Raw genomic sequence first — 23,787 nt, 5'->3', positions numbered from 1 at the left:
TAACAATAATGGCGGATTTCAAATCCGCCATTATTGTTGTTATGATACAGTTTTTTATTCTTATAGATGGATCACTTCTCCGTAAGCGTCTGCGGCCGCTTCCATGACAGCTTCGCTCATGGTGGGGTGAGGGTGTACGGATTTGATGATTTCGTGACCAGTAGTTTCCAGTTTGCGGGCGACGACGACTTCGGCGATCATCTCTGTCACGTTGGCACCGATCATGTGTGCACCCAAAAACTCACCGTATTTGGCATCAAAGATAACCTTCACAAAACCATCTTTGGCGCCAGCTGCCGAAGCTTTTCCGGATGCGGAGAACGGGAATTTTCCAACTTTGACTTCATAACCGGCTTCACGAGCTGCTTTTTCGGTATACCCTACAGAAGCGATCTCTGGTGAACAGTATGTACAGCCGGGAATATTGTTGTAGTTAATTGGTTCCACGTGCAATCCTTTGATTTTTTCTACACAGGTGATGCCTTCTGCCGAGGCTACGTGTGCCAGGGCTTGCCCCTTGACGATATCTCCTATTGCGTATACACCATCGATATTTGTTTTGTAGAAATCATCGACCAATATACGTCCTTTGTCAGTCTTCACGCCGACTTCCTCTAAGCCTAGATTTTCAATATTCGGGGTGATACCTACCGCCGATAGCACGACCTCAGCCTCGATTACTTCGGTACCTTTTGCCGTTTTGATATTGACTTTGGAAAGGGCTCCTTTTGTATCGACCGATTGTACTTCCGATTTGGTCAGGATATCGATGCCGATTTTTTTAAGGGATTTTTCCAGTTGTTTGGATACTTCTTCGTCCTCTACGGGTACTATCCTGTCCATAAATTCGACGATGGTGACTTTCGTGCCTATGGCATTGTAAAAATAGGCGAATTCTACACCTATGGCTCCCGATCCAACGACTACCATCGATTTGGGTTGAGCAGGCAGGTTCATTGCCTGGCGATATCCGATGATTTTCTTACCGTCCTGTGGCAGGTTGGGTAACTCTCTGGAGCGTGCACCTGTCGCGAGGATAGTGTGCTTGGCCGTATATTCTTTGCTACTGCCATCGGCTCCTTTGACTTCTACCTTTCCTCCTTTTTTGATTTTTGCAGTGCCCATGATGACATCGATCTTGTTCTTTTTCATCAAGAACTGTATGCCTTTGCTCATGCCTTCTGCTACACCACGACTTCTTTTGACGATAGCACCAAAATCGGCTTCTCCACCTTGTACTTTGATGCCATATTCTTCAGCATGATTCAAATATTCGAATACTTGCGCACTTTTCAATAAAGCTTTTGTCGGGATACATCCCCAGTTTAAGCAGATACCGCCTAGGGCTTCCCGCTCTACAACGGCCGTCTTAAAACCTAATTGAGCTGCACGAATAGCCGCAACGTAACCGCCTGGGCCACTTCCAATCACGATGATGTCGTAGTTCATATATTTTCTGTATTTAATTTTAAACAATGAATAGCCAAAAATACATTTTTTTTTTGGTTGACCGAATTCATTTCTCTATTATTCACCCCGCTATCGCTCCCCAGGCATCAGACAGATGAGCAATCAGATCCGAAGCGATCAGGCTTTTGGGATGGAGGTGTTGTGTGGCAATATCTCCGGCGAGGCCGTGGAGGAAAACGCCAGTGATGGCAGCATGCTCCGGCTGTAGCCCTTGTGCCAGTAGGGAGGTGAGGACACCTGTGAGCACATCCCCACTCCCTGCGGTCGCCATCCCCCAATTTCCGGTGGCATTAAAATGGATTTGACCATTCGGGCAAATAACAGCGGTATGGGCTCCCTTGATCAAGGTGATCAAATCATATTGTGTAGAAAAAGCCTTTGCTTTTTGGAGTTTGTCAAAATCGTTTTCCCAAGGGCCGATCAGCCGTTGCAGCTCTTTGGGATGTGGGGTCAAGATGCTTTTTGATGGTATAGAGGAGAGCCATTCCGGATGTAGCGAAAGGATGTTGAGTGCGTCGGCATCCAATACCAGAGCAGGTACTTTCTCCATTTTTGTGAAGGCTTGTAGAAGGGCTTTCAATGCATGTTGGCTTTGTTCGGATGTTCCCATACCTATACCTACACCAATGGCATCAAAAGGAGAGAGGTCTTTGGGGAAGGTGGACAGGGCATCATGATCGGGATCTGTCATTACCATGGCTTCGGGAAAGGTACTCTGCAATATACTGTAGCCACATCGAGGAATATATGTGGTGACCAGCCCACAGCCAGTCCTGAGGGATGCCTTGCTGCTTAGGACGGTAGCACCGATTTTTCCATAGCTTCCCCCTGCGATCAAGGCATGGCCATATGTGCCCTTATGTGCATATTTTTGGGCTGGAGGTACAAATTGAACAATCTCTTTTTTCTCACTGTAGATGTATGCCGTCGGCAATTCGTGGATGAATGTCTCTTCCAGTCCAATGTCCAATATTTTAAATTGACCCGAGTAGGGGGCATTCTCCGGCAATAGCAAAGCCAGTTTGGGACAATGGAAGGTATACGTCAGATGAGCCTTGACGATCGGATGTCGTGCGTCTGTGTGTTGATCGGCCAATAGTCCGGAAGGGAGGTCGATAGAAATGACAGGGGAAGGCTGTTCATTGATCTGTTGGATGATATACGCCCAATCGGTATCCAACGGTCTTGTCAGCCCATAACCAAAAAGGCAGTCCACAATAGTCGTGTTCTCGGGAAAATAGAATACTGTGGAAAGATCAAACTGTTCGATCGGAATACCGAGTTCGGACAGGCGGAGCTGGTTGCTGTGGTTGTCGACAGAATACTTATCGTGTCTTAAAAGAAATACCCGTACAGAGAAATTGACATTGTATAGCATGCGGGCCAAAGCAAGACCATCCCCGCCGTTGTTTCCTGCGCCGCAAAGTATAGTGAAGCTACCCTTGAAGTCTTTGAAATCTGCTGTCAGCTGTTCGAAAATAGCATTTGAGGCCCTTTCCATCAAATCCAAAGAGGTGATGTGCTGGCCTGTGATGGTTTGAGCATCAGCCTGTTTCATTTGGGCTGCTGACAGGATTTTCATGCGTCTAGTTTCTGATTTAAAAACCTTTACGGTAAAGGTACAAAAAAGCAGGATAAAAAAACTCTGCTTCCATATGGAAGCAGAGTTCTATAATATAGTGTAATATTATATAAAATGCATTTTCCTACGCTGGCATTATCCAGTTCAGGTAATAAGGGTTTTTTCTCAGCCTAAAAATTAAGCACCCCTTGCACTTGTATAATAAGGACGCGCCAGATTGAAAAAGGTTCAGAAAAAAATAATATTTTTTTAATATCGGGTTTTTCTGTTGAAAAAAGTGAGAGCGAAGAATACGACTCCTCCTAAAAACAGGATAGAACCACTTACAATGATAGCCGTTGCCCATCGTTGGTCGATGACGATCCAGGCCAATCGCATCAGTGTAAGTCCGACAATAATGGATATACCTGCTGTTAACAATCTTTTATTTCTTTTTCGTCTGTTTTCCACCTGTAGTTAGTGTGTTGTTTAATGCTAACTAATGAGATGGAAAATTGTTTTGTAAAAAAAACCCGAAGCGGGGAACTTCGGGATTTCTTAACTAACCAATTATTAACCTAAATTATGAATTACCTTTATAACGTGGTATTGCAGGACTTAGTATAAAAATATTCTTGTGTAATATGTTTTTTACATTTAGGGCTTAGTATATGGATATTTTCATAAAGCAGGTATGCCTACACCCAATTTGTGATAGCACCCAAACAACGAAATACTCTCCGCAGGAAACCCTTTTCTGGCGCAAGTATAAACGTAGTGGTCCTTATGCCTACTTAGGAATTCGGATATATTCAGTACCTTTGTGACACTTGTTAAAAGATGAACAATATGAGTACACAAAAAGGACCTATATCTCAGTTTTTGGAGAAGAATTACCTTCATTTTAATGCTGCTGCGTTGGTAGATGCAGCAAAGGGCTATGAAACACATCTCTTGGAGGGGGGCAAGATGCTCATCTCTTTAGGGGGAGCAATGTCCACAGCCGAGTTGGGCATTTCCCTGGCTGAAATGATCCGCCAAGATAAGGTGCATATCATATCCTGTACAGGAGCCAACCTAGAGGAAGATGTCATGAATCTGGTCGCACATTCGCATTACAAGCGTGTGCCCAATTACCGTGACTTGACCCCTGAACAAGAACGTGAGTTATTGGATCAACATTATAATCGTGTGACAGATACCTGTATTCCGGAAGAAGAGGCTTTTCGGCGTCTTCAAAAGCATTTGGAAGATGTATGGCATGCTGCTGAAGCAAAAGGAGAGCGTTATTTACCACACGAATTTTTATATCAAGTGGTCAATTCGGGAGTATTGGAACAGTACTATGAAATCGATCCGAAAGATTCGTGGATCGTGGCTGCGGCAGAGAAGAACCTACCTATCGTATGTCCGGGATGGGAAGATTCGACTACCGGAAATATCTTTGCTTCCAATGTGATCAAAGGCAAGTTGAAGGCTTCTACCGTAAAATCCGGTATCGAGTATATGATCTATCTGACGGAGTGGTATCGTGAGAACTCAGGAGGGAAGGGAGTAGGGTTTTTCCAGATTGCAGGAGGTATATCGGGGGATTTTCCGATCTGTGTCGTGCCGATGATGTACCAGGATCTGGAATGGGAAGACGTGCCTTTCTGGGCGTATTTCTGTCAGATCTCCGATTCAACAACCTCTTATGGTTCGTATTCGGGAGCGGTACCCAATGAGAAGATCACCTGGGGGAAATTGGATATCGATACACCTAAGTTTGTGATCGAGTCTGATGCGACCATCGTTGCACCTTTGGTGTTTGCTTGGATTTTGGGACAGTAATACTTTTTGGAACAAGGATTGTTGGACTTTTAGATTAAGGACGAAAGGAGCAAAGAACAAGGACAAAAGGCTATATGACATCTTTAATCCAACAATCCTTGCTCCTTGATCCAATAGTCCTTGCTCTTTAATCCTTTATCAATCAAAGAAAAATGGATAATCTGTCTACAAATCACCTGGTAGCTTTACAGGCCTTAATGTCGGAAACGATTTTCACGACAGGTTTTTCTGTGCAGAATAATGATGAAGTAAAGGATAACAGTCTTGGAACGGTACAGGATCCCTCTGTTCAAGCCCCTGTGCCGCAAGAGGAGTTTGTATATCAGGGAGACAAGGGTACAGGGGTTTTATTTATCCTTCGTTATCCGGATTATCCTTATTTTTCGCCGCAGGCCGAAGATGCTTTTGTCAAGACCATAGGAGCATTGCAATTGACATTGCAGAATGTGGCCGTGGTCAATCTGGCCAATCCCCTGAACCCCAATGACTTCAAACGTATCATGGATTTTTTTCAACCGAAAAAAATCACCTTATTGGGGGTAGAGCCAGCTTCGCTGAAATTGCCCCATATCGCACACAATTCGTATATGCGGGGCAAAGTGGCTACTGTGTTTAATACTTTTTCTTTTGAAGAGATGTTTGCTGATGTCAACAAGAAAAAGCTATTCTGGACAGAGTTTAAGGCTTTTATTAATAATGGTTAATGCTTGATGGTTAATGATTAATGATGAGATGCGAGATATTTACAATTAACAACTAACCATTAACAATTATCACTATGCGGGATAATGTCATTAAAAATCTCAGTTTTGGATTTGCAGTTCGGGTTGTGAAACTGTACCAGTATTTGTGTGAGCAGAAAAAAGAGTTTGTTTTAAGTAAACAATTGCTTCGTTCGGGTACGAGCGTAGGAGCAATGGTTCGTGAAGCAGAACATGCAGAGTCAAAAGTAGATTTTAAACATAAAATGAGCATTGCCCAAAAAGAGATCAATGAAACTATTTATTGGTTAGAACTGTTAAAAGAAACAGGTTACTTGACAAGTGATCAATTTGAAAGTATGAACAGCAATGCAGTTGAAATAATTAAATTGATTACAGCGATCATAAAAACAGCTAAAGCTAACATCGCAAAAAGTCATTAACCATTAACCATTCATAATTAAATTATGCTTGATTTAGTTTTTGCAACGAATAACGCCCATAAGCTGGAGGAAGTACAAGCCATTGTAGGAGACAGGTTTAGGATAAAATCGCTGGACGACATCGGTTGTCATGATGATATCCCGGAGACCGGTCATACTTTTCGGGACAATGCCCGGCAAAAGACGGATTACTTATTCTCAAAATACAATGTCGATTGTTTTGGCGATGATTCCGGTCTGGAAGTTGATGCCTTGAACGGAGAGCCCGGTGTGTATTCAGCAAGGTATTCCGGTTCGCGGGACATGGAGAAGAATATTGATCTTGTCTTGGAAAGATTAGCGAGAAAGGAAGATCGTACAGCACGTTTTAAGACCGTGATTTCTTTGTTATTGAATGGGGAACAATATTTTTTTGAGGGTGCGATAGAAGGACGTATTATCATGGAGAGGCGAGGCGAACAAGGGTTTGGATATGATCCTATATTTATCCCCGATGGATACGATAAGACTTTTGCCGAGATGTCTGCCGAAGAGAAAAATAAGATCAGCCATCGAGCTGTTGCCGTACAACAATTGGCTGCATTTTTAAAGGAAGTGTCGAAGGGGTAGTAGAGTTTTACTTCCCTTTTTTCTTATACTTCTTGATATTGCCTTCTCTGATATATTCTAAAGCTCCTTCCTTACAGTAGCCTGTCAGATAAACTGAAAATTTGTTGCTCTCACGCTTGTCCGAATCGAGCTCCTCCAACACTTCGGAAACACGTTTGGGACTTTGAAAAAAATCCGTGTTATTGACCAGATAATTTAACTTCTTTGTTGTTTCTATCCTTTTTCTCGATTCGGGAGGGAGGTTGTACAAGGGAGTAAGGTCTATATTTTCTTTGAAGACCTGTTTGGGTTGGACTTGCAGGGCACGACATATCAACAAGAAACTGTTCATGGAAAAATTTTTACCTTTTTCAATTGCAGAAATACTATTGACTGTAAGTCCTGTCATATTGGCGACATCTCTTTGTGAGTAAGACAGTTCTTCTCTTCTTTGGCGGAGGAAGGCTCCAATGCCGGAGAGTATATGTTTGTTGATGTCGTGCACATAACAAATTGAGAAATTATTTGCGCAAATAAGCTACAAAAATATTTTCCCAATAATTTGTGTATTTCAAGTTGTTGATTATCTTTGTAAGAGGAGATGAAAAAAGCTCGTTCGGTACGACACGAACATGTATAAAAAATACAGCTTGCTCGGCTCCCGATCCCACAGGAACTGCCAAGAACCTGGGGGCCGACGCAAGTTGTTATAATTGAAACAAAAAAAGGACTTGCTCTCGCAAATCCTTTTATTCCTTTTTTAGAAAAACAGACTTATTTTGTTTCTGTTGTCAATTTGTCCAAGATTGCATTATTTTTCACAATCTGACTATCTTTCGATAATTTTGACCGTGAGCCCAACTCTACGTTGCGTCCCAATTTCAAAAACTGAACTTCAAGACGTGCAGTAGTCTTGTTTCTTCTATCTTTTCTTTTTAAACGTGTAACTCCCATGGTATTATTTAATATTTTTTTAATATGCCCCTTTGTCCAAAAAACGAGGTCGGAAGCGGATTCGAACCGCTGTGGGAGGTTTTGCAGACCTCTGCCTAGCCACTCGGCCATCCGACCCTTTCCCCTAGAGGGAATGCAAAAGTAATGCTTAATTTTTATAAATACAAAAAATATTATTGTAGACTTCGGAAGTTAAAAATATGAAAAGATTAAAGGTAAACTTCCGAAGTCTTCGCAAAAGTCATCTAAACATATATTTAAGCCTTTTTAATATTTTTTGGTCTGATACTTGCATTGTGATACAAAACAAGTGAATAATAGTATGAAAAAAATTGTACTTACATTGGGCGCAGCTTTCCTGCTAGTGGCGGGAGCGCAAGCGCAGACAGGCTTCGGTTTGAAGGCAGGTGTTAATTTTCCGTCGTACAGCTATGGTAGCTCGGATGAACTGTCGGATACCAAGTCTACGGTGGGGTTTCATGTGACAGGGTATCTGGATGCGCCAATAGCCCCGGGCCTTTATCTCCAACCCGGCGTATCCTTGCAAGGAAAAGGAGCTAAGTTTGCAGAAGTCAAATTTGGCGGTACTACATACGACGTATCCCAAAATACAATGTGGTTGGAAGTACCGGTCAATTTTGTGGGTAAATTTCCTGTAGGACTAGGCAATGTGTTTATCGGTGCAGGTCCTTACGTTGGTTTTGGTTTGAGTGGTAAAAACAAAGTCAACAGTAGAGATGGCAGCGGCGATGGATCGTCCAATACATTGAATGAGTTTTCTTTTGGTAAGGATGAGGAGCTGAAAGGAACAGACTTTGGTGTCAATTTCCTAGCCGGATTCAAACTGGGAAATGGCCTGCTTCTGAATGCAAATTATGGCTTAGGATTGACTAATATTGCAGGTGCCAAGAGTTTTTCGGATGATATCAAAAACAGAGGATTTTCAGTGGGCTTAGGTTTCGAATTCTAAATAAAAAGGCCGAGTTCCATAAAACGATTTGCGAATGTAAATCGTTTTATGGAATTTTATCCCCTATGGACTGCATGAAAAAACTCTTACTGGCATTAGGTGTCGCATTTTTGTCAGCTGTAGGTGTACAGGCACAAGTAGGTTATGGCATTAAGGCCGGAGTCAATCTGGGCAAGTATTCCAATGTGCAAGAAAATGTGGAGGATCATATCAAGATGAACCCCTCGTTTTACCTTACGGGATATGCAGATCTGTTTGTAGCTACCAATGTTTCCGTTCAGCCCGGGATTTCCTTGCAGGGTAAAGGAGACAAATTTTCCTATGTAGAAGAAGGGTATTCTGAAAAAGAGACCAGAAATGTGATATCTGTTGAGATTCCCGTGAATGTGGTGTATTATATTCCTGTGGCTGATGTGGGATCGGTATTTTTGGGAGGAGGTCCGTATGCAGGTTACGCTATCAGTGGACGGTACAAATGGACGTTACAAACAGATGAAGATTCAGATTCCCTTGATGAAAAAATTAAATTCTCAGGTGCCGACAAGAGCATGAAACCCTTTGATGCAGGCATCAATTTTCTGGTTGGTTTCAAATTGGCCAATGGCTTTTTGGTCAATGCGGGGTATAATTTGGGATTGACCAATCTTTCACCAAGTGACGATACCGGCCTTAAATTTTCCAATCGTGTACTGTCTTTTGGAATTGGTTTCCAATTCTAGGTGTGGAGCTTTAAAATTATATACCGCTTTTGCGGTATTTTTGTTGATTTTCGTAAAATAATTTGTATATATGGATTGTTTTACAGACATTTAGTCAATTTTTATTGAAATTTTAAAAAAATAGATGTTATGAAAAAAATTTTACTATCATTAGGTGCAGCATTTTTGTTGGCCGCAGGTGCTCAGGCACAAGTTAGTTATGGGGTTAAAGGAGGTTTGAACTTGGGCAAGTATGCTTACAAGGCTCCAGCTGGAGATGAGGATGATGAAGAAGAAGATGGTGTCAAACTTAACCCGTCTTTCTACATCACGGGTTATGCTGATATACCTGTAGCTCCGAATTTTTCTATCCAACCGGGAATATCCTTGCAAGGCAAAGGACAAAAAGTTTCACTTACGGGCTCGGAGGAAATTATGGGTGATACTTACGCATACTCTACAAAAAGCACAAGAAATGTGATGTCTGTCGAAATTCCGGTGAATGCGGTTTATTCTATCCCTGTTGGACCTTCGGGATCTGTATTCTTAGGAGCAGGCCCTTATGCAGGATTTGCTATCAGTGGAAAAGATAAGTGGGATAATAAATTGACTATTAATGGAGAGGCCGTTACTGATGATGAAACGGGTAAAGGAGACGAAAAACTTAAATTTGGAAGCGGTGATGACAAGGATATGAAAGCTTTTGAGGCAGGTATCAATTTCTTGGCTGGCTTTAAATTGGCCAATGGTTTCTTGATCAATGCCGGATATGGGTTGGGGTTGACTGATTTAAATCCTGAAAAAGTTGACGGTTACAAGGTGTCAAACCGTGTATTGTCATTTGGTATTGGTTTCCAATTCTAATTGAATTAAAAAAATAATTTTTGAAGCCCCTTGTTTATTGCAAGGGGCTTTTTTTGTCAGATCGTAGAGACGTAAGATCTTACGTCTCTACTGCCGAAGAATTCTAGACCTGCCAGGTTTTCAAAAACCTGGCAGGTTCTGTTACAAAATGATATTCAACCAACACATTAAGGCTACATCATATCCGAAATATCCTTACCTTTGCATTATGATTGAACTTCCCGTAATACCTGCTCATCAGACACAGCGTAAGCCGGATTGGTTGCGCGTGAAACTGCCCGTTGGCAAAGAGTACCGTCATGTGCGCAACCTTGTGGATGAGCACAAGCTCCATACTATCTGTGAGAGCGGCAACTGTCCCAATATGGGAGAATGTTGGGGTGCAGGTACGGCGACTTTTATGATCCTGGGCAATATCTGTACGCGATCATGTTCATTTTGTGCAGTAGCGACGGGTAGACCTCTGCCCGTAGATATGGACGAGCCTAATCGTGTGGCGCAGTCGGTCAAGCTGATGCAAGTCAAACACTGTGTGATCACTTCCGTAGACCGGGATGATCTCAAAGACGGAGGTTCTACGATCTGGGCAGAAACTATATTGGCTATACGTCGGGAGAGTCCCGAAACCACTTTGGAAACGCTGATCCCTGATTTCAAAGGGCAATGGGATAATCTGGACAGGGTGTTGGCCGTACGCCCCGAGGTCGTGTCGCACAATCTTGAAACCGTGAGGAGACTGACCCGTGAGGTACGTATACAGGCTAAATACGATCGGTCGCTGGAATGTTTACGTCGTATTTCGGAAGCCGGATTGCGTACAAAATCGGGAATTATGCTCGGTCTAGGCGAAACCGAAGAAGATGTTGTCGAAGCGATGCAGGATCTGTATGATGTGGGTGTACATATTATCACTTTAGGACAGTATCTACAACCTACAAAAGCCCATCATCCTGTGATCGATTGGATCTCTCCCGCTCAGTTTGAGAAGTATAAAGAAATAGGTTTACAAATGGGCTTCAAGTATGTCGAGTCCGGGCCATTGGTGCGTTCTTCCTACCATGCGGAGAAGCACTTGTTTGATATGCAGTAGGCGCAAAAGCTGTACCTTGTCGTCAAAACGCAAAACCTTAATAAGGTAAGGGGGGGGTACAATGGAAGCGGTCATATGATATAGGTCATACTACAGCCATGAGAAATGCCGTGGGCATGCCCTTTCGGTAAAAAGCCGTCATCTCTATATCAAATCTCGTAGGGATGACCTTATGGTATGGTCGCTTAATCGGAACAGGCTCTATGGAGCTTGGATGTGGGGTTGCTTGCGGTTACCATAAGGTTCGCCCCTCTGGGGCTTCTTTTTGATGCGGTTGCTCTGCAGCGTATGATATCCCTGCCTACTAGACAAAAAATTTGTACCTTTGCCAAGATTTTAGGATAAGGGGTACGGATAACGATATTTGAACGAAGCCTTAATGGGAAAGAAAATAACAAACTTACTGTTGGAATTTGCTAGGTTGCATAGCTTCCTTATGCGGTTCTTCCGTGAATTGGTGAGCCCTCCATATGAGTTTAAAGAAATCATACGCCAGTGTTACGAAGTAGGGTGGAAATCATTTCCCCTGATCAGTCTGACAGGTTTTATCGTTGGCTTTGTATTTACCAAGCAGTCTAGGCCCTCGTTGGAAGATTTCGGCGCAACGTCTTGGCTGCCGGCATTGATATCGATCGCTATTGTCCGTGCTTTGGCACCATTGGTCACAGCTTTGATCGCCTCCGGGAAAGTAGGTTCGCAGATCGGTGCTGAATTGAGCTCTATGAATGTGACCGAACAGATCGATGCGATGGAAGTTTCGGGTACTAATCCTTTCAAATTTTTGATCGTTAGCCGTATTATAGCTACGACTATTATGATACCTATTCTTTGCTTTTATATAGCCGCTATAGGTTTGTTCGGGGGGTATTTGAGCATTATTGCAAATGACCAATTGAGCTTATTGAGTTTTTATACACAGGTTTTTGATAAAATCGGTATGATAGATGTGTTTGCGATGGTATTGCGAGCTGTGGTGTTTGGTTTTACACTAGGTTTTGTAAGCTGCTATTCGGGTTATTATTCTTCGAAGGGTACCGAAGGCGTGGGTAAGGCAGCCAATAGTGCCGTAGTCGCATCCATGTTTATCATATTTATCGAAGAACTTCTGATCGTCCTTTTACTGGGCTTTGTTACACCTTTAATTACCGGAGTATGATAAAGAGTAAGGTAGATATCAACTACGATGAGGTGGTGATTGACGTTCGTGGTGTCAGCAAATCATTCGGTGATCTGCATGTCCTGCGTGGTGTAGACCTTAAGCTGTATGATCGGGAAAACCTCGTGGTTTTGGGTAGGTCAGGGACAGGTAAGTCTGTCCTTATCAAATTGATTACCGGTCTTTTGAAGCCTGATGCTGGGGAGATCGATGTGTTGGGGCAGGTTGTCAACCAGTTGAACGATAGGGAATTGCGGGCATTGCGTCAGCGTATAGGTTTTTCTTTTCAAAACAGTGCCTTGTATGACAGTATGACCGTTCGGGAGAACCTTGAATTTCCCTTGGTACGAAACAAACGTAACCTCACACGGATGGAGATAAACAAAGAGGTCGAGGATGTACTGGATGGCGTCGGCTTGCTACAGACGATCAACCAGATGCCATCCGAACTGTCGGGAGGACAGCGCAAGCGTATAGGTATCGCACGCACACTCATTCTGCGTCCGGATATCATGTTGTACGACGAGCCTACAGCTGGGCTGGATCCTATTACCTGTCTGGATATCAATGGGCTGATCAACGAAGTGCAGGAAAGGTACAATACCTCCTCCATCATCATCACCCACGATTTGGCCTGTGCCAAGATGGTCGGCGATCGTATTGTGATGCTGTTGGATGGCAAGTTTGAGCGACAGGGTACATTTGAAGACATATTTGATACGGACGATGCGCGCGTCAAACCATTTTACGATTACAATTTTACAGAAGAAAACTAACAATATGGCAAAAAATGAAACCACATAGCTATATAGTAATACATAGTCTAAGGAGACATAAGAAACACCATAGTCACCCGACCAGTCGGGTGCTATGTGTAGTTATGCTTCCCTTTCAATGGATTATGTTAGCTATAAATCCTATGTGGTTAAAAAATGTCATTTACTAAAAGAAGAAAATTAGGTTACGATGAACATGAAAGAAAATAAACGTTCTATTATTGTCGGTCTTTTTGTGCTGGTAGGACTGGTTATATTGGTGGCAGGAATATTGGTGTTGGGGACGCAACAAAATAAATTCAGCAAGAATGTCTTGGTAAGCACGCATTTCAAGGATGTGAAGGGGCTTAAGGTGGGCAATAATGTCTGGTTTTCGGGTGTCAAGGTGGGTATCATCAAAGAGATAGGCTTTGAAGATGTAGAAAATGTGCGTGTAGTGATGAGTATTGAAGAAAAGTCCAGTTCATTCATCCGTAAGGATGTAGTAGCCACCTTAGGTTCGGACGGATTGATCGGAAATGCAATTATCAGCTTGGTAGGCGGTACGGAGAGCTTCCCATCTATAGAAGACGGAGATGAGGTCAGGTCGGGACCAGGAGGGGGGATGGAGCAGATGATGTCACTGTTTCAGGAAAATGGGGATAACCTCAAGGAAATCACCAAAAATTTTGCCACACTATCGGCACAGATGGTGGAAGGAAAAGGTACGGTAGGAGCCTTGTTGACAGATGACGCTATCGCTAGTAACTTGCGGCAAACCACAGCCTCATTGACCCAAATCATGGTTGATGTCCAAAAAACAATGAACAATATGGTCGCTTTGTCAAACCGGCTCAACAGTGATCAGGGGTTGATCCATGATCTGACCACAGACACAGCTGTCTTTGCAAGTTTTCGTCAATCGGCCAATCAGCTAAATGATATTACGAAAGAAGCCAACGCCATGATGGCCAATCTTAATCAGGTGACCGAACGTCTCAATGAAAAGAACAACGCTGTAGGCGTATTGACCAACGACCCGGCCGCAGCTGCCGAAATCAAGCAGATATTGAAAAATCTCAACACCAGTACGCATAAGCTGGATGAAAATATGGAAGCGCTGCAGAGCAATTTTCTATTGAGAGGCTTCTTTAAAAAGAGGGCGAAAGAAGAAGCTAAAAGGGCAAAGGATTCTCTTTCCCTGCAATAAACAGTTGTTCGCAAAGATTGTACATTATAGGAATGGATATTTCTGACAATGACGTTTTATTTGAGGACAATCATTTGATTGCCATCAACAAACGGGCGGGAGACATCGTACAGGTGGATCCGTCGGGAGACCGTTCTGTCGAGGAAATGGTTGCCGCGTATCTGGCCCATAAATACAATAAGCCCAACAGTGCATTTGTAGGTGTTATTCATCGGCTGGATAGACCGGTAAGCGGCATGCTCCTCTTAGCCAAGACGAGCAAAGGGCTGGATCGTATGAACCGGCTATTCCACGATCGGAAGGTTCAAAAAACATATTTGGCCGTCGTCAAGGACAGACCACCTCAATCTTCGGGTAAATTGCAGAATTGGTTGTTGCGTGACCGAAAGAAAATGATCACCAAGGCATATGATAGGGAAGTGAAGAATGGAAGTTTTGCCGAATTGGATTACGAAGTCATAGGCCAGCTAAATGGTTATTACCTTTTAAAGATTAAACCGTTGACAGGGCGTACCCATCAGATAAGGAGCCAATTGAGCTATATGGGATGCCCCATTGTGGGTGATAACAAATACGGTTATCCCAGAGGATCGATGCGGCGTACGATCTGTCTGCATTCCCGTGCATTGGAATTTGAACATCCCATCAAAAATGAAAAAATGAAAATCGAAGCTCCGCTGCCTGTTGATGGATTTTGGGAGAAGTTCAATGTGTTGCTATAGCACGTCGTTGTAGCTGGCGCACGAATCCGTTCGTGTGCCTTACTAGTCAAGCACACGAAATGATTCGTGCGCTAGCATGAGTCTATCTCTTTTGACATAGAAATGAGTTTTTAAAATCGTATCTTTGTAAGATGAAAACAATCCGTTTTATCATATCCACTTTTGTCATGCTGTTGTTGTCCTACATGGTGTTGCCGAATGCTTCCAAAGCACAATGTGCGATGTGTTCGTTGAATGCGGAGAACAGTACCAAAGGAGAAAATACCCAAGGCAAAGGACTGAATAGCGGTATCTTGTTTTTGTTGTCCATGCCTTTTCTTATTGGGGCAGGAATAGGTGTGCTTTGGTATGTCAAATTCCGTCATAAAGAAACGAAATCATCTGTTTTATAGGTTATGAAAGTGAAGGAAGCCATGGCCCCATAACAATCATAACCCTCATAACTTTTACCACTTTATTATTATGGCTCTTTCAAAATTCCAGGCAGTTTTACATTCCAAATGTCCCAAATGTCGTACGGGCAATATGTTCGAAGGGCGTGTATATGGATTGAAAAGACAGAAAATGTATGAAAACTGTCCCCATTGTGGATTCAAATTCGAGATCGAACCCGGTTATTTCTATGCCGCTATGTATGTGAGCTATGCTTTTTCTGTAGGACAGGTGCTCGTCTCGGCATTGATTACGGCATGGTTGACCAAAAGTGATTCGCCATGGGTGTACACAGGGGTTTTATTTTTTACTATACTGGTTTTTGCACCTTTCAACTACCGATACTCCAGACTGATACTGTTGCATTATCTGTCGCCCAAGGTGTCGTTTAACCCTAATTTGGCTGCAGGAAAAGAGGGAAAGGTAGTATAGTCTAGAAAGCCTGCCTGACGGTAATCAGGCAGACACTTGTGCTTGATTTGGATATTTGTCGTGCATTCTATTCCAAATATTCCATTATACTGTCAAAAAGAAAAGCTTTGTCAGCATGTTGGGTAGAAATGTGTTGTTGTAAAATTTGAAGATAGTCCACATGAAAAGCCTGGATATCCTGCTCGGTGTCCATGACAAGCTGTATGCAGTACGTGTGCCCTTCGTGTGGGCTATGCAGCATCCTGAGCAGCTTCACATCCAGTTGCACTTTCGGTAGCCATTCTTTTTTCACCCAATCCAACAGGGATGCGTGTGACTTTTCTTCTACAATGACAGAAATGTTATACAGATACATGGCGCTAAGATATGAAATAATTTATTTAACTCTCCCCGCGCTGGCGCACGAACAATGTCATTAAGTTAAGGATGTAACTAGATCCCTCCTATTCCCGAATGCTTTCGGGACAAGCTGTCGGGATGACAAGAGAACACTAACTTTATATCATTTTTCTCTCCGGTGTAAAAATAAGGTTGCAAAGACAATTAAATGTTAAAAAATTCTAATCTTTGAATTCAAGAGGCTAACAAGATGAGGTTGAATAGATATACATGTTTGCTGCTATGTTTTATCCTGGGAATGGCATGGTCGTGTACGGGCAAAAAGAACGGTTCTTCACAGATACCCATTGAAGATTTTTTTGAAAAACCGGATAAGTCCAGTTTTAAGCTTTCGCCGGATGGCAAACAACTTGCCTATATCGGCATGGACGAACATTGTCGCAATATTTTTGTTCTTCATCTCGAAGATGCGCGCTTGTCCAAGCAGTTGACCTATCAGGATCACATGAATGTGCAGTATTTCTTTTGGGCTAATAATGATACCTTAGTCTATTCCAATAGCCAGTCGCCCGATGACAGTGTTCGCCTCTTTACGATCGATGTCCACACGGAGAAAGAGGCTCCGCTGATGAAACCGCTGATGGCCAAATTGCGATGGGTATCTCCGGCAAAATCTACCAACGGGCATTTATTGGCCATGATGAATATGCGGGATTCATCTGTATTTGACTTATATAGAATTCCGATGGATGGATCTGGGCCAATTCTTGTCGAGCAGAATGAGCAGGGATTTATGTCTTGGTATGCCTCTTATGATGGAAAAATCCGTTTAGCCATGTCTACCGATAGTGTTCAGGAAACGTTGTGGTATCGTGATGAAGAAGACCAGGACTACCGTATGGCTTTCCAGACAGATCCCTCGTCACGGATAATATTTCTGGGGCCTGTGAAAGATCGCAAAGACCAGGTATATGCGCTATCTAATCTTAATAGGGACAAATTGGCCTTGGTAAAACTTGATCTGCAGCAGGGGGAGGAACTGGAGGTATTGCATGCAGATCCAAATTATGATGTCAATAGGGAAGGATATTCTTTTGGCACCAAAATGGCTCTGTATAGTTCTGTGTTTGACGAAAAGAAGAAAACAGTGGTCCACGATCCCGAACTGGCAAAGATATACAATAGAATCACCGGTGATTTTGAGGGGTACACCATTGATATAGTCGATGTAGACAGCCTTTTTCAAGCGGTTGTCTTCAAAGCCTACAGCGATATCAATCCGGGCAGTATTTACTATTATCACAAGCTAAAGGATACGATTGTCGAATTGTCCGCACAGAATCCTTCTTTGGCTGGCAAGACGCTCTCTAAGATGGAACGTGTGACGTTCAATGCCCGGGATGGGAAGACCATTCATGGTTTTATGACCTATCCCCAAAAGAAGCAAGGAGAATACCCCGTTGTCGTATTGGTGCACGATGGGCCTAACCGTAGGGATGTATGGGGTTTCAATTCAGAGGTGCAGTTTTTGGCAAATCGTGGTTATTTGGTCTTTCAAATAAACTATCGCGGTTCCACAGGCTTCGGCAAGGAGTTTTATACAGCCGGATTCAAACAATGGGGAGGAAAGATACAGAGTGATATCAACGATGGGGTGACTTGGCTGATCAATGAAGGTATAGCGGATCCAAAACGCATTGCCATCATGGGGACCGGTTTTGGGGGGTACTCGGCACTATATGCCACCTGTTTCAGTCCTACATTGTATAAATGTGCCATTTCTTCTTCGGGGTACACCAATCTCTTTACTTATTTTAGGGAGTTGCCACCTTATTACCAATCGTATATCTCCCTGTACCATCGCATTATAGGTGATCCTCAGAAAGAATCCGAACTGTTCAAAGCTATATCTCCATTGTTTCATGCCGAAAAGGTGAGGACGCCTTTGTTGATTTTCCAGGGAGGCAAGGATAGGTTCAACAGTACGACGGATGTCAATCAATTTGTACAACGGGTCAAAAACAACAATATCCCAGTGCGGTATATCTATAACAAGGATGAGGGCAAACGGTTCCGCCGAGAGGAAAATATCATCATTTACTACCAAGAAATCGAACAGTTCCTGGCTGTTCACCTTAAATAATGCGGCAATACAATCTGCGATATCGGAAAAATTGGGGATTGCTGATAGCGTTTTCGCTATTGGTGACCATACTTTTTGCCGTCGCTGTTTATTTTGCCCGTATCATGACGATCAATTTTGTCGAGACTGAATTCAATAACAAGAAGGTCGAAATTTTTGACGAGTCTATACAACAGTTCAATGAATTCTTTACCGAAAAGATCCCTGAGATATCCTATTATCAAGGTTATATCGATTCGGTACAGGCTACGGATATTTCCAACGTCTTCCTAAGGAAATATCCTTTTGTCAGCGATATTACCTTTTATGATATCCTGTTGACCAATAAGGATTCGATAGGTGAGGGTTTGAAGGCCAAGAACCTAAATGTTTTGGTGAAATCGAAGATTCGTTATGCACTCAATAAGGAGTACAAGTTGACTCGGGATATGCAGTCTGCAGACAAAAGGGGAAAGATATCAGAAGATTTCAACAATATGATGCTGAAGCTGCTTAGTTATCTCGATCGGTCTCCCGATTCGTTGCATCTGGCCGATCTGGATTATTATAAAGTCTTTTATGGCGTACAGCCGGGTAAGGTGTCCTATCTGAATATCCCTCGTACTTCGGACCTTATCCTCTATCAGGATCTTATGAATCGTGACCATTTGCCGATCATGACTTATAACCATGATTTGTTTGTCTTTGATATCGACCCCCGCAAATTGCGGATCACGAACAAATATCCGGATCTTTATGAGAATATCAGTATCCGGCCTGTGGTGGATCAGACCGTGAGTGATCATGCACCCTATCTGACGACAGAGCTACCTCTACCGGGGGCCTTGTCCGAATTTAAATTACAATTCGATTCATCCAACCATTTTATCTCCAATAACATCAACAAACGTTTTTTTCCTGTGATCAGCGGATTGGTCTTTATCTACTTGATATTGCTGGCCTTTGTCTATATGATTTACCGTAATGCAATGATCAACAGTCGGTTGTATCAATTGCAGTACGATTTTATTAATAATCTGACGCATGAGTTCAAGACTCCGGTAAGCGTGATCAAGATTGCGGGAAATAATATCCGAAGTGCGGACAATATTTCGGATGGAGAACGGGAGATGTATGGCCGTATATTGGATCAGGAGGCGGACAAGCTGAACAACTTGATGAACAAGTTACTTTCCTTTGCACAGATTGAAAATAAGTCGTTGAAATTCAATGGAGAGTATATCGCTATAAATGAGTTCTGTCAGCGTCTCATCGATGCAACCAAGCTTAAATACCCGGATTTCAAGGTAGAGTTTTCTACCAATGCCACACAAGAGATGTTCGCTGACCCTGTGCTGTTGAACAGCGTTTTTCAGAACTTGATCGACAATGCGTATAAATATTCACCACCAGACAGGAAAGTCTTGGATATTAAAGTTGAACAAAACAAAAAAAATTTTGTTATTGAGTTCAAAGATCAAGGGATCGGTATAGATAAAAAAGAATTTAATAGTATCTTTAAGAAGTTTTATCGTGTCAAGAACCAGTTCAATCAACAAGGCAGTATAGGGCTGGGACTAGCATTCTGTAAGGAGATTACGGAATTCATGCGAGGGGAGATCAAGGTAGAGAGCCAGATAGGCAAGGGTACGGTATTTACATTGATATTTCCATTGGATAAATAAAATCGTAGAGACGCAAGCATTGCGTCTCTATATGATAAAAAAAACATTATGGACAAAGAAATAACAATCGCAGTCGTAGAAGACGATGAAAACCTAAGATTTTTGATCAGTCATAGGTTGCAGACCGAAGGCTATAATGTGATACAAAGCGGCAACGGCGATGAAGCTGAGCAGATGATATTTGAAAAAACGCCGGATATTGTGCTGTTGGATTGGATGCTGCCTGGCAAAGAGGGGATAGAGGTGTGTCAAGCATTGCGCAAGGGAGGATTTGAAAATATCATTATCATGATGACCGCCAAATCCCAGGATGTAGACAAGATCGATGCGTACAGCTATGGGGTGACGGACTATATTACGAAGCCGTTCAATATGGACCTCTTGGTCGCTATGATCGAAAATAAGGTGCGCTTTTTTGTTCCGAAGAACGGAAAAGATGTGTACACTTTCGGCGATACAGAACATCATCCCAATATCCATTCCTTGGTACGTGATGGCAAAAAGATCGAGTTGACCATATTAGAGAATCGGATCCTGCTGCATTTTCTGCAGAATATGGGTCGTGAGATTACCCGGGAAGAATTGATGGAAGTCGTCTGGGGATATAGCTCCAATGTAAATACCCGTACACTCGACATGCACGTGGTGCGGTTGCGCAAGAAGATAGAGCAAAACCCGGATAAACCAATGTATCTACAGACTGTTCGGGGATTGGGGTATAAGTTTGTGGATGAGGAATAACGACTATAATTTGGATATATCAGATAATTAACTTATCTTCGTAAGTAACGAACAAGACCGCATCCCTCGCATACGGGGGTATGTGGTCTTGTTTCTTTTTTGTTTAAAATTTAGTGTTAAAAAAGGTTAAGTTAAGTATTAATAATTATGGCAGAAGTAACGTATTACACAGAAGAAGGTCTAGCAAAACTGAAGGAAGAATTGCAGTACTTGAAAACGGAAGGCCGGGCTAAAATTGCCAATGCAATTGCTGAAGCAAGAGATAAGGGGGACCTTTCGGAAAATGCAGAGTACGATGCGGCAAAGGAAGCACAAGGCTTGCACGAAGCCAAGATCGCAAAGCTGGAAGAAGTCTTGGCGAGTGCCCGTCTTATCGATGAATCAAAATTGGATAGCTCCAAAGTATTGGCGCTATCCATCGTACGCATAAAAAATGTAAAGAACGGTGCCGAAATGAAATATCAGCTGGTATCGGAGACCGAGGCAGACCTCAAAGCAGGAAAGATTTCGGTCAAATCTCCTATTGCGCAAGGGTTGTTGGGCAAATCTGTGGGAGACATTGCTAAAGTCAATGTACCTGCAGGTGAATTGGAATTCGAGATTTTAGAGATCTCACGCTAACGCGGTTCTTGAAGGTTATGAGCGGACGCCATAACCGCTCAATAACACACTATGAATTCGATAAAGAGAAAGGCCCGACAGATTTTAAAATCTGTCGGGCCTTTCTCTTTACTGGTGCCCGGAGAGAGACTCGAACTCTCAAGGGACAATTCCCAACGGCTTCTGAGACCGCAACGTTTACCAATTTCGCCATCCGGGCAGCACCTACGCACAAATATGTTTTGCTAACGTCTCGCAAAAATAGGATTTTAATTGGAAAAGCAAGAAATCTGTTTGTGTTTTTTTATCGCTACCCCTTTACTTGTAGAGACGCAATGCATTGCATCTCTACCTTGTTTCGTGGTTCGTACGCCAGCCTTGGAATTTCAACATCCCGCACCCGCCCCTCGTCAATCCCCAATCAAAAATCGTCAATCAAAATCTCATCACCCCATCACCAGATTGTTCGTTCTGTATTCCAACGGTGAACAGCCGAATTCGGCTGTAAAATTGCGATAAAAGGAAGCTCTTGAACGAAAGCCACAGGCCAGTCCCAGATCATCAATGGTACCTTCGAAATCACTCTTGCCCAATTCTTCGGCCGCATAGTCCACGCGAAGCTTATTGATGAACGCTGAAAATCCCTTACCGTACGTATTGTGCAGAAAAGATCCTAGATGCCTGGATGGTATTTTGGTTTTTTCGATAAACTTATCCCTATTGAGCTTAGGATCGGCAAAACCTTTCTTTTGAATAAATAACTCTACGCTACGCTTATACTCATGTTTCTGTTCGGATGTGAAACCGTCATTATCAGGCTTGTCTTCTTCCGTAGATTCTACAGAAGGATATATTTTGGCAGAATGATACGCCCCGCGATAGGATAAGACACCCCTGTTTACCCATACACGTACAGATAGCTCCCAAGCTAAAAACAGTGTGATTAGATAAAAAAATGTATGGGCGATCTCCTGCATATCCACATAAAAGCTTCCTCTCCATATTTTCGAAGACGTGACGAGCAATGTACTGCATGCCAATAAAAATAAGATCATGGCCAGTCCCTCACGTTGTAATAAGGCATAGGATCGAGTACCAATCCTTTCACTCCACAGCAATACAGACCAGGTACAATAACCCACTACCGAGAAAAATGCGAAAAGATAAATGATCCAGTAGTACGAGGCATAGTACTGATAGCGAAAATTGTCGTTCGTGATAAACACAACGTAAAAAGGAAGACTTAAGATAAAAGGTATAAGATGAAGAAAAATCATTTTATCCGTTTTTTCCCCTCTCCGCGCCAGACTTAGAAGATAGAAGGCAGGTCCTAAAAGAAGACAAAACGGAAAAGCTAAAGCATAGTAATCCAGTGTATGAAATACACCGCAGAACAACAATGAAATAACACTGTACATCCCAAGTATCGACAATACATAAATGCTTACCCGATTAAAAATCGGCGTGCGTCGCGGCCGTTGAAGAGTAAGCCCCACAATGGACAAGACCGCTGTGAGTACGTTTAAGGTAATATAGGATATGGTATAAAATGTCGGTGCCACGATGCTAGTTTTAATTCTTTTATTTTTAATAATCAATTTATAACCTCACTGTCGGCGTGTGATTCCTCTTGCTTGTCCTTATTAAATCAATGCGTTAGCAAAAGGGGGTGCTTAGTCAATAATTCTCATATTTAATGAGGTAAAAATAAAAAAAGATATAGCAAAATTTTGCTATATAAAATATTTTGTAGAGCTCTAGCTACAAGTCGACTATTGTGTTAAATCTGGCTTTATGAGTGCACATACGACATGTCCTGTCTCAATTTCTTTTTTTTGTAGCGGCATAGCTACCTCTGTTTGCGAATGCGAAGCAAATGCTATCCAATTTCTGAAAACTTACATCATGATCTCAAATGACCTTCTCAAAAAATATGTTTAAGTATAACTTGTTGATATACAGTTTTATAGTGTGTTAGTTTTTTAGGAAATTCCTATGTCTCAATTTTTTATCATCACCTTTTTTCAAGATTTGAGATATTTTTTTACGATCAAGTATGATCTACATTTGAAGCGTTATCGATAGTGCAAGCATGTTGCAAATCCATGAATAAACTGTGCTCGATAGCCAAATCAAGTAATCAAATTAATTTACACTATTAACTATGTTTTATGTCGTTCCCTCATTTTTTCAAGCAAGGTCTTAGTTATATAGACCCCTTTTTCGGAAAGGACTTTTGCTTAGTTCGGTTGACCGTGACAGGCGTCGTGGTACTACTGGCTATATTGGCCTTTCCCATTGTTCTACTGCTACGCCGTATGGCCGTGGAAGACAAGAGGGGTACCGAAGCAGACAGATCTGCACCTGTACCAAATGTTTTCTTACCGCCTTATCGGCAGAGTGATATACAAAAGATCTAGAATC

The 23,787-nt window shown here is 42.5% G+C and carries 26 protein-coding genes, 2 tRNA genes and 1 riboswitch; of the genes, 19 read left to right on the top strand and 9 right to left on the bottom strand.

Annotated features, from left to right (window positions below):
• Positions 1-60: 60 nt before the first annotated feature.
• The 3 genes from lpdA to G5B00_RS00385 all read right to left on the bottom strand — a co-directional run bounded on the left by lpdA (position 61) and on the right by G5B00_RS00385 (position 3,472).
• Positions 61-1,449 carry a dihydrolipoyl dehydrogenase gene (gene lpdA / locus G5B00_RS00395; protein WP_163871265.1) on the bottom strand — a complete coding sequence of 463 codons (1,389 nt, stop codon included), beginning with the start codon at positions 1,447-1,449 and terminating at the stop codon, positions 61-63.
• 82 nt (positions 1,450-1,531) lie between these two features.
• Complete coding sequence (locus G5B00_RS00390) at positions 1,532-3,052, bottom strand: NAD(P)H-hydrate dehydratase (RefSeq protein WP_163871264.1); 1,521 nt, start codon at positions 3,050-3,052, stop codon at positions 1,532-1,534.
• 102 nt (positions 3,053-3,154) lie between these two features.
• A riboswitch (TPP riboswitch) is annotated at positions 3,155-3,251 on the bottom strand.
• A 50-nt stretch (positions 3,252-3,301) separates the two neighbouring features.
• Positions 3,302-3,472, bottom strand: coding sequence for a hypothetical protein (locus G5B00_RS00385; protein ID WP_163871263.1), 171 nt, complete (start codon positions 3,470-3,472; stop codon positions 3,302-3,304).
• 408 nt (positions 3,473-3,880) lie between these two features.
• Here G5B00_RS00385 and G5B00_RS00380 point away from each other — a divergent pair, with 408 nt between their 5' ends.
• The 4 genes from G5B00_RS00380 (at position 3,881) to G5B00_RS00365 (ending at position 6,614) form a co-directional block, all read left to right on the top strand.
• Positions 3,881-4,861 (top strand): deoxyhypusine synthase family protein, encoded by a 981-nt coding sequence (locus G5B00_RS00380; protein WP_163871262.1) that lies wholly within the window; start codon positions 3,881-3,883, stop codon positions 4,859-4,861.
• A 152-nt stretch (positions 4,862-5,013) separates the two neighbouring features.
• Entirely contained in the window at positions 5,014-5,565 is a 552-nt protein-coding gene (locus G5B00_RS00375) for a hypothetical protein (RefSeq protein WP_163871261.1), read from the top strand.
• A 74-nt stretch (positions 5,566-5,639) separates the two neighbouring features.
• Entirely contained in the window at positions 5,640-6,005 is a 366-nt protein-coding gene (locus G5B00_RS00370) for a four helix bundle protein (protein WP_163871260.1), read from the top strand.
• A gap of 24 nt (positions 6,006-6,029) precedes the next feature.
• The gene (locus G5B00_RS00365; protein WP_163871259.1) at positions 6,030-6,614 is read left to right on the top strand and encodes a non-canonical purine NTP diphosphatase; all 585 of its coding nucleotides are present in this window, start codon (positions 6,030-6,032) and stop codon (positions 6,612-6,614) included.
• Between the two features lie 7 nt (positions 6,615-6,621).
• Here G5B00_RS00365 and G5B00_RS00360 read toward each other — a convergent pair whose 3' ends face one another.
• From G5B00_RS00360 to G5B00_RS00350, 3 genes are all read right to left on the bottom strand, one after another.
• Positions 6,622-7,098, bottom strand: coding sequence for a helix-turn-helix domain-containing protein (locus G5B00_RS00360; RefSeq protein WP_163871258.1), 477 nt, complete (start codon positions 7,096-7,098; stop codon positions 6,622-6,624).
• Positions 7,099-7,367: 269 nt separating this feature from the next.
• Positions 7,368-7,547, bottom strand: coding sequence for a spore protein (locus G5B00_RS18090; protein WP_163871257.1), 180 nt, complete (start codon positions 7,545-7,547; stop codon positions 7,368-7,370).
• Positions 7,548-7,593: 46 nt separating this feature from the next.
• Positions 7,594-7,664, bottom strand: a tRNA-Cys gene (locus G5B00_RS00350).
• 205 nt (positions 7,665-7,869) lie between these two features.
• On the opposite strand from G5B00_RS00350, the gene G5B00_RS00345 reads away from it, so the two are divergent.
• The 10 genes from G5B00_RS00345 to G5B00_RS00300 all read left to right on the top strand — a co-directional run bounded on the left by G5B00_RS00345 (position 7,870) and on the right by G5B00_RS00300 (position 15,876).
• Positions 7,870-8,517, top strand: coding sequence for a porin family protein (locus tag G5B00_RS00345; protein WP_163871256.1), 648 nt, complete (start codon positions 7,870-7,872; stop codon positions 8,515-8,517).
• A gap of 74 nt (positions 8,518-8,591) precedes the next feature.
• Entirely contained in the window at positions 8,592-9,236 is a 645-nt protein-coding gene (locus G5B00_RS00340) for a porin family protein (RefSeq protein ID WP_163871255.1), read from the top strand.
• A 129-nt stretch (positions 9,237-9,365) separates the two neighbouring features.
• Complete coding sequence (locus tag G5B00_RS00335) at positions 9,366-10,079, top strand: porin family protein (protein WP_163871254.1); 714 nt, start codon at positions 9,366-9,368, stop codon at positions 10,077-10,079.
• A gap of 208 nt (positions 10,080-10,287) precedes the next feature.
• Positions 10,288-11,169, top strand: a complete 882-nt coding sequence (lipA, locus tag G5B00_RS00330; protein ID WP_163871253.1) for a lipoyl synthase — start codon at positions 10,288-10,290, stop codon at positions 11,167-11,169.
• Positions 11,170-11,548: 379 nt separating this feature from the next.
• Entirely contained in the window at positions 11,549-12,325 is a 777-nt protein-coding gene (locus G5B00_RS00325) for an MlaE family ABC transporter permease (protein WP_163871252.1), read from the top strand.
• The gene (locus tag G5B00_RS00320; RefSeq protein WP_205966231.1) at positions 12,322-13,101 is read left to right on the top strand and encodes an ABC transporter ATP-binding protein; all 780 of its coding nucleotides are present in this window, start codon (positions 12,322-12,324) and stop codon (positions 13,099-13,101) included. The genes G5B00_RS00325 and G5B00_RS00320 overlap by 4 nt, the downstream gene beginning before the upstream one ends.
• 196 nt (positions 13,102-13,297) lie before the next feature.
• Positions 13,298-14,290, top strand: a complete 993-nt coding sequence (locus tag G5B00_RS00315) for an MlaD family protein (RefSeq protein ID WP_205966780.1) — start codon at positions 13,298-13,300, stop codon at positions 14,288-14,290.
• 32 nt (positions 14,291-14,322) lie between these two features.
• A complete protein-coding gene (locus tag G5B00_RS00310; protein WP_163871250.1) occupies positions 14,323-15,012 on the top strand; it encodes an RluA family pseudouridine synthase in 690 nt (229 codons plus the stop codon).
• Between the two features lie 131 nt (positions 15,013-15,143).
• Positions 15,144-15,404, top strand: a complete 261-nt coding sequence (locus G5B00_RS00305) for a hypothetical protein (RefSeq protein WP_163871249.1) — start codon at positions 15,144-15,146, stop codon at positions 15,402-15,404.
• A gap of 70 nt (positions 15,405-15,474) precedes the next feature.
• Positions 15,475-15,876 (top strand): DUF983 domain-containing protein, encoded by a 402-nt coding sequence (locus tag G5B00_RS00300; protein WP_163871248.1) that lies wholly within the window; start codon positions 15,475-15,477, stop codon positions 15,874-15,876.
• A gap of 67 nt (positions 15,877-15,943) precedes the next feature.
• Here the strand turns inward: G5B00_RS00300 and G5B00_RS00295 are convergent, their stop codons facing one another.
• Positions 15,944-16,231, bottom strand: coding sequence for a DUF4286 family protein (locus G5B00_RS00295; RefSeq protein WP_163871247.1), 288 nt, complete (start codon positions 16,229-16,231; stop codon positions 15,944-15,946).
• A 234-nt stretch (positions 16,232-16,465) separates the two neighbouring features.
• On the opposite strand from G5B00_RS00295, the gene G5B00_RS00290 reads away from it, so the two are divergent.
• From G5B00_RS00290 to greA, 4 genes are all read left to right on the top strand, one after another.
• On the top strand, positions 16,466-18,358 hold the full coding sequence (locus tag G5B00_RS00290) for an alpha/beta hydrolase family protein (protein WP_240894336.1): 1,893 nt from the start codon (positions 16,466-16,468) through the stop codon (positions 18,356-18,358).
• Positions 18,358-20,022 (top strand): sensor histidine kinase, encoded by a 1,665-nt coding sequence (locus G5B00_RS00285; protein ID WP_163871246.1) that lies wholly within the window; start codon positions 18,358-18,360, stop codon positions 20,020-20,022. The genes G5B00_RS00290 and G5B00_RS00285 overlap by 1 nt, the downstream gene beginning before the upstream one ends.
• Before the next feature lie 48 nt (positions 20,023-20,070).
• Positions 20,071-20,763, top strand: a complete 693-nt coding sequence (locus G5B00_RS00280) for a response regulator transcription factor (protein ID WP_163871245.1) — start codon at positions 20,071-20,073, stop codon at positions 20,761-20,763.
• Between the two features lie 147 nt (positions 20,764-20,910).
• Positions 20,911-21,384, top strand: coding sequence for a transcription elongation factor GreA (gene greA, locus G5B00_RS00275; protein WP_163871244.1), 474 nt, complete (start codon positions 20,911-20,913; stop codon positions 21,382-21,384).
• Between the two features lie 112 nt (positions 21,385-21,496).
• On the opposite strand, the gene G5B00_RS00270 is transcribed toward greA, so the two are convergent.
• Positions 21,497-21,583, bottom strand: a tRNA-Leu gene (locus tag G5B00_RS00270).
• A 226-nt stretch (positions 21,584-21,809) separates the two neighbouring features.
• Positions 21,810-22,640, bottom strand: a complete 831-nt coding sequence (locus G5B00_RS00265; protein WP_163871243.1) for a helix-turn-helix domain-containing protein — start codon at positions 22,638-22,640, stop codon at positions 21,810-21,812.
• An 894-nt stretch (positions 22,641-23,534) separates the two neighbouring features.
• On the opposite strand from G5B00_RS00265, the gene G5B00_RS00260 reads away from it, so the two are divergent.
• A complete protein-coding gene (locus G5B00_RS00260; RefSeq protein WP_163871242.1) occupies positions 23,535-23,783 on the top strand; it encodes a hypothetical protein in 249 nt (82 codons plus the stop codon).
• Positions 23,784-23,787 lie beyond the last annotated feature (4 nt).

Source organism: Parapedobacter sp. SGR-10 (assembly GCF_011030405.1).
Taxonomy (GTDB): Bacteria; Bacteroidota; Bacteroidia; order Sphingobacteriales; family Sphingobacteriaceae; genus Sphingobacterium.
This window is presented reverse-complemented; position numbering and strand designations above follow the sequence as displayed.

Bases quoted from the DNA above. Each gene is read 5' to 3' on its own strand.
- lpdA (WP_163871265.1), bottom strand. From the start codon at position 1,449: ATGAACTACGACATCATCGTGATTGGAAGTGGCCCAGGCGGTTACGTT.
- G5B00_RS00390 (WP_163871264.1), bottom strand. From the start codon at position 3,052: ATGAAAATCCTGTCAGCAGCCCAAATGAAACAGGCTGATGCTCAAACC.
- G5B00_RS00380 (WP_163871262.1), top strand. From the start codon at position 3,881: ATGAGTACACAAAAAGGACCTATATCTCAGTTTTTGGAGAAGAATTAC.
- G5B00_RS00375 (WP_163871261.1), top strand. From the start codon at position 5,014: ATGGATAATCTGTCTACAAATCACCTGGTAGCTTTACAGGCCTTAATG.
- G5B00_RS00370 (WP_163871260.1), top strand. From the start codon at position 5,640: ATGCGGGATAATGTCATTAAAAATCTCAGTTTTGGATTTGCAGTTCGG.
- G5B00_RS00365 (WP_163871259.1), top strand. From the start codon at position 6,030: ATGCTTGATTTAGTTTTTGCAACGAATAACGCCCATAAGCTGGAGGAA.
- G5B00_RS18090 (WP_163871257.1), bottom strand. From the start codon at position 7,547: ATGGGAGTTACACGTTTAAAAAGAAAAGATAGAAGAAACAAGACTACT.
- G5B00_RS00345 (WP_163871256.1), top strand. From the start codon at position 7,870: ATGAAAAAAATTGTACTTACATTGGGCGCAGCTTTCCTGCTAGTGGCG.
- G5B00_RS00340 (WP_163871255.1), top strand. From the start codon at position 8,592: ATGAAAAAACTCTTACTGGCATTAGGTGTCGCATTTTTGTCAGCTGTA.
- G5B00_RS00335 (WP_163871254.1), top strand. From the start codon at position 9,366: ATGAAAAAAATTTTACTATCATTAGGTGCAGCATTTTTGTTGGCCGCA.
- lipA (WP_163871253.1), top strand. From the start codon at position 10,288: ATGATTGAACTTCCCGTAATACCTGCTCATCAGACACAGCGTAAGCCG.
- G5B00_RS00325 (WP_163871252.1), top strand. From the start codon at position 11,549: ATGGGAAAGAAAATAACAAACTTACTGTTGGAATTTGCTAGGTTGCAT.
- G5B00_RS00320 (WP_205966231.1), top strand. From the start codon at position 12,322: ATGATAAAGAGTAAGGTAGATATCAACTACGATGAGGTGGTGATTGAC.
- G5B00_RS00315 (WP_205966780.1), top strand. From the start codon at position 13,298: ATGAAAGAAAATAAACGTTCTATTATTGTCGGTCTTTTTGTGCTGGTA.
- G5B00_RS00310 (WP_163871250.1), top strand. From the start codon at position 14,323: ATGGATATTTCTGACAATGACGTTTTATTTGAGGACAATCATTTGATT.
- G5B00_RS00305 (WP_163871249.1), top strand. From the start codon at position 15,144: ATGAAAACAATCCGTTTTATCATATCCACTTTTGTCATGCTGTTGTTG.
- G5B00_RS00300 (WP_163871248.1), top strand. From the start codon at position 15,475: ATGGCTCTTTCAAAATTCCAGGCAGTTTTACATTCCAAATGTCCCAAA.
- G5B00_RS00295 (WP_163871247.1), bottom strand. From the start codon at position 16,231: ATGTATCTGTATAACATTTCTGTCATTGTAGAAGAAAAGTCACACGCA.
- G5B00_RS00290 (WP_240894336.1), top strand. From the start codon at position 16,466: ATGAGGTTGAATAGATATACATGTTTGCTGCTATGTTTTATCCTGGGA.
- G5B00_RS00285 (WP_163871246.1), top strand. From the start codon at position 18,358: ATGCGGCAATACAATCTGCGATATCGGAAAAATTGGGGATTGCTGATA.
- G5B00_RS00280 (WP_163871245.1), top strand. From the start codon at position 20,071: ATGGACAAAGAAATAACAATCGCAGTCGTAGAAGACGATGAAAACCTA.
- greA (WP_163871244.1), top strand. From the start codon at position 20,911: ATGGCAGAAGTAACGTATTACACAGAAGAAGGTCTAGCAAAACTGAAG.
- G5B00_RS00265 (WP_163871243.1), bottom strand. From the start codon at position 22,640: ATGATTTTTCTTCATCTTATACCTTTTATCTTAAGTCTTCCTTTTTAC.
- G5B00_RS00260 (WP_163871242.1), top strand. From the start codon at position 23,535: ATGTCGTTCCCTCATTTTTTCAAGCAAGGTCTTAGTTATATAGACCCC.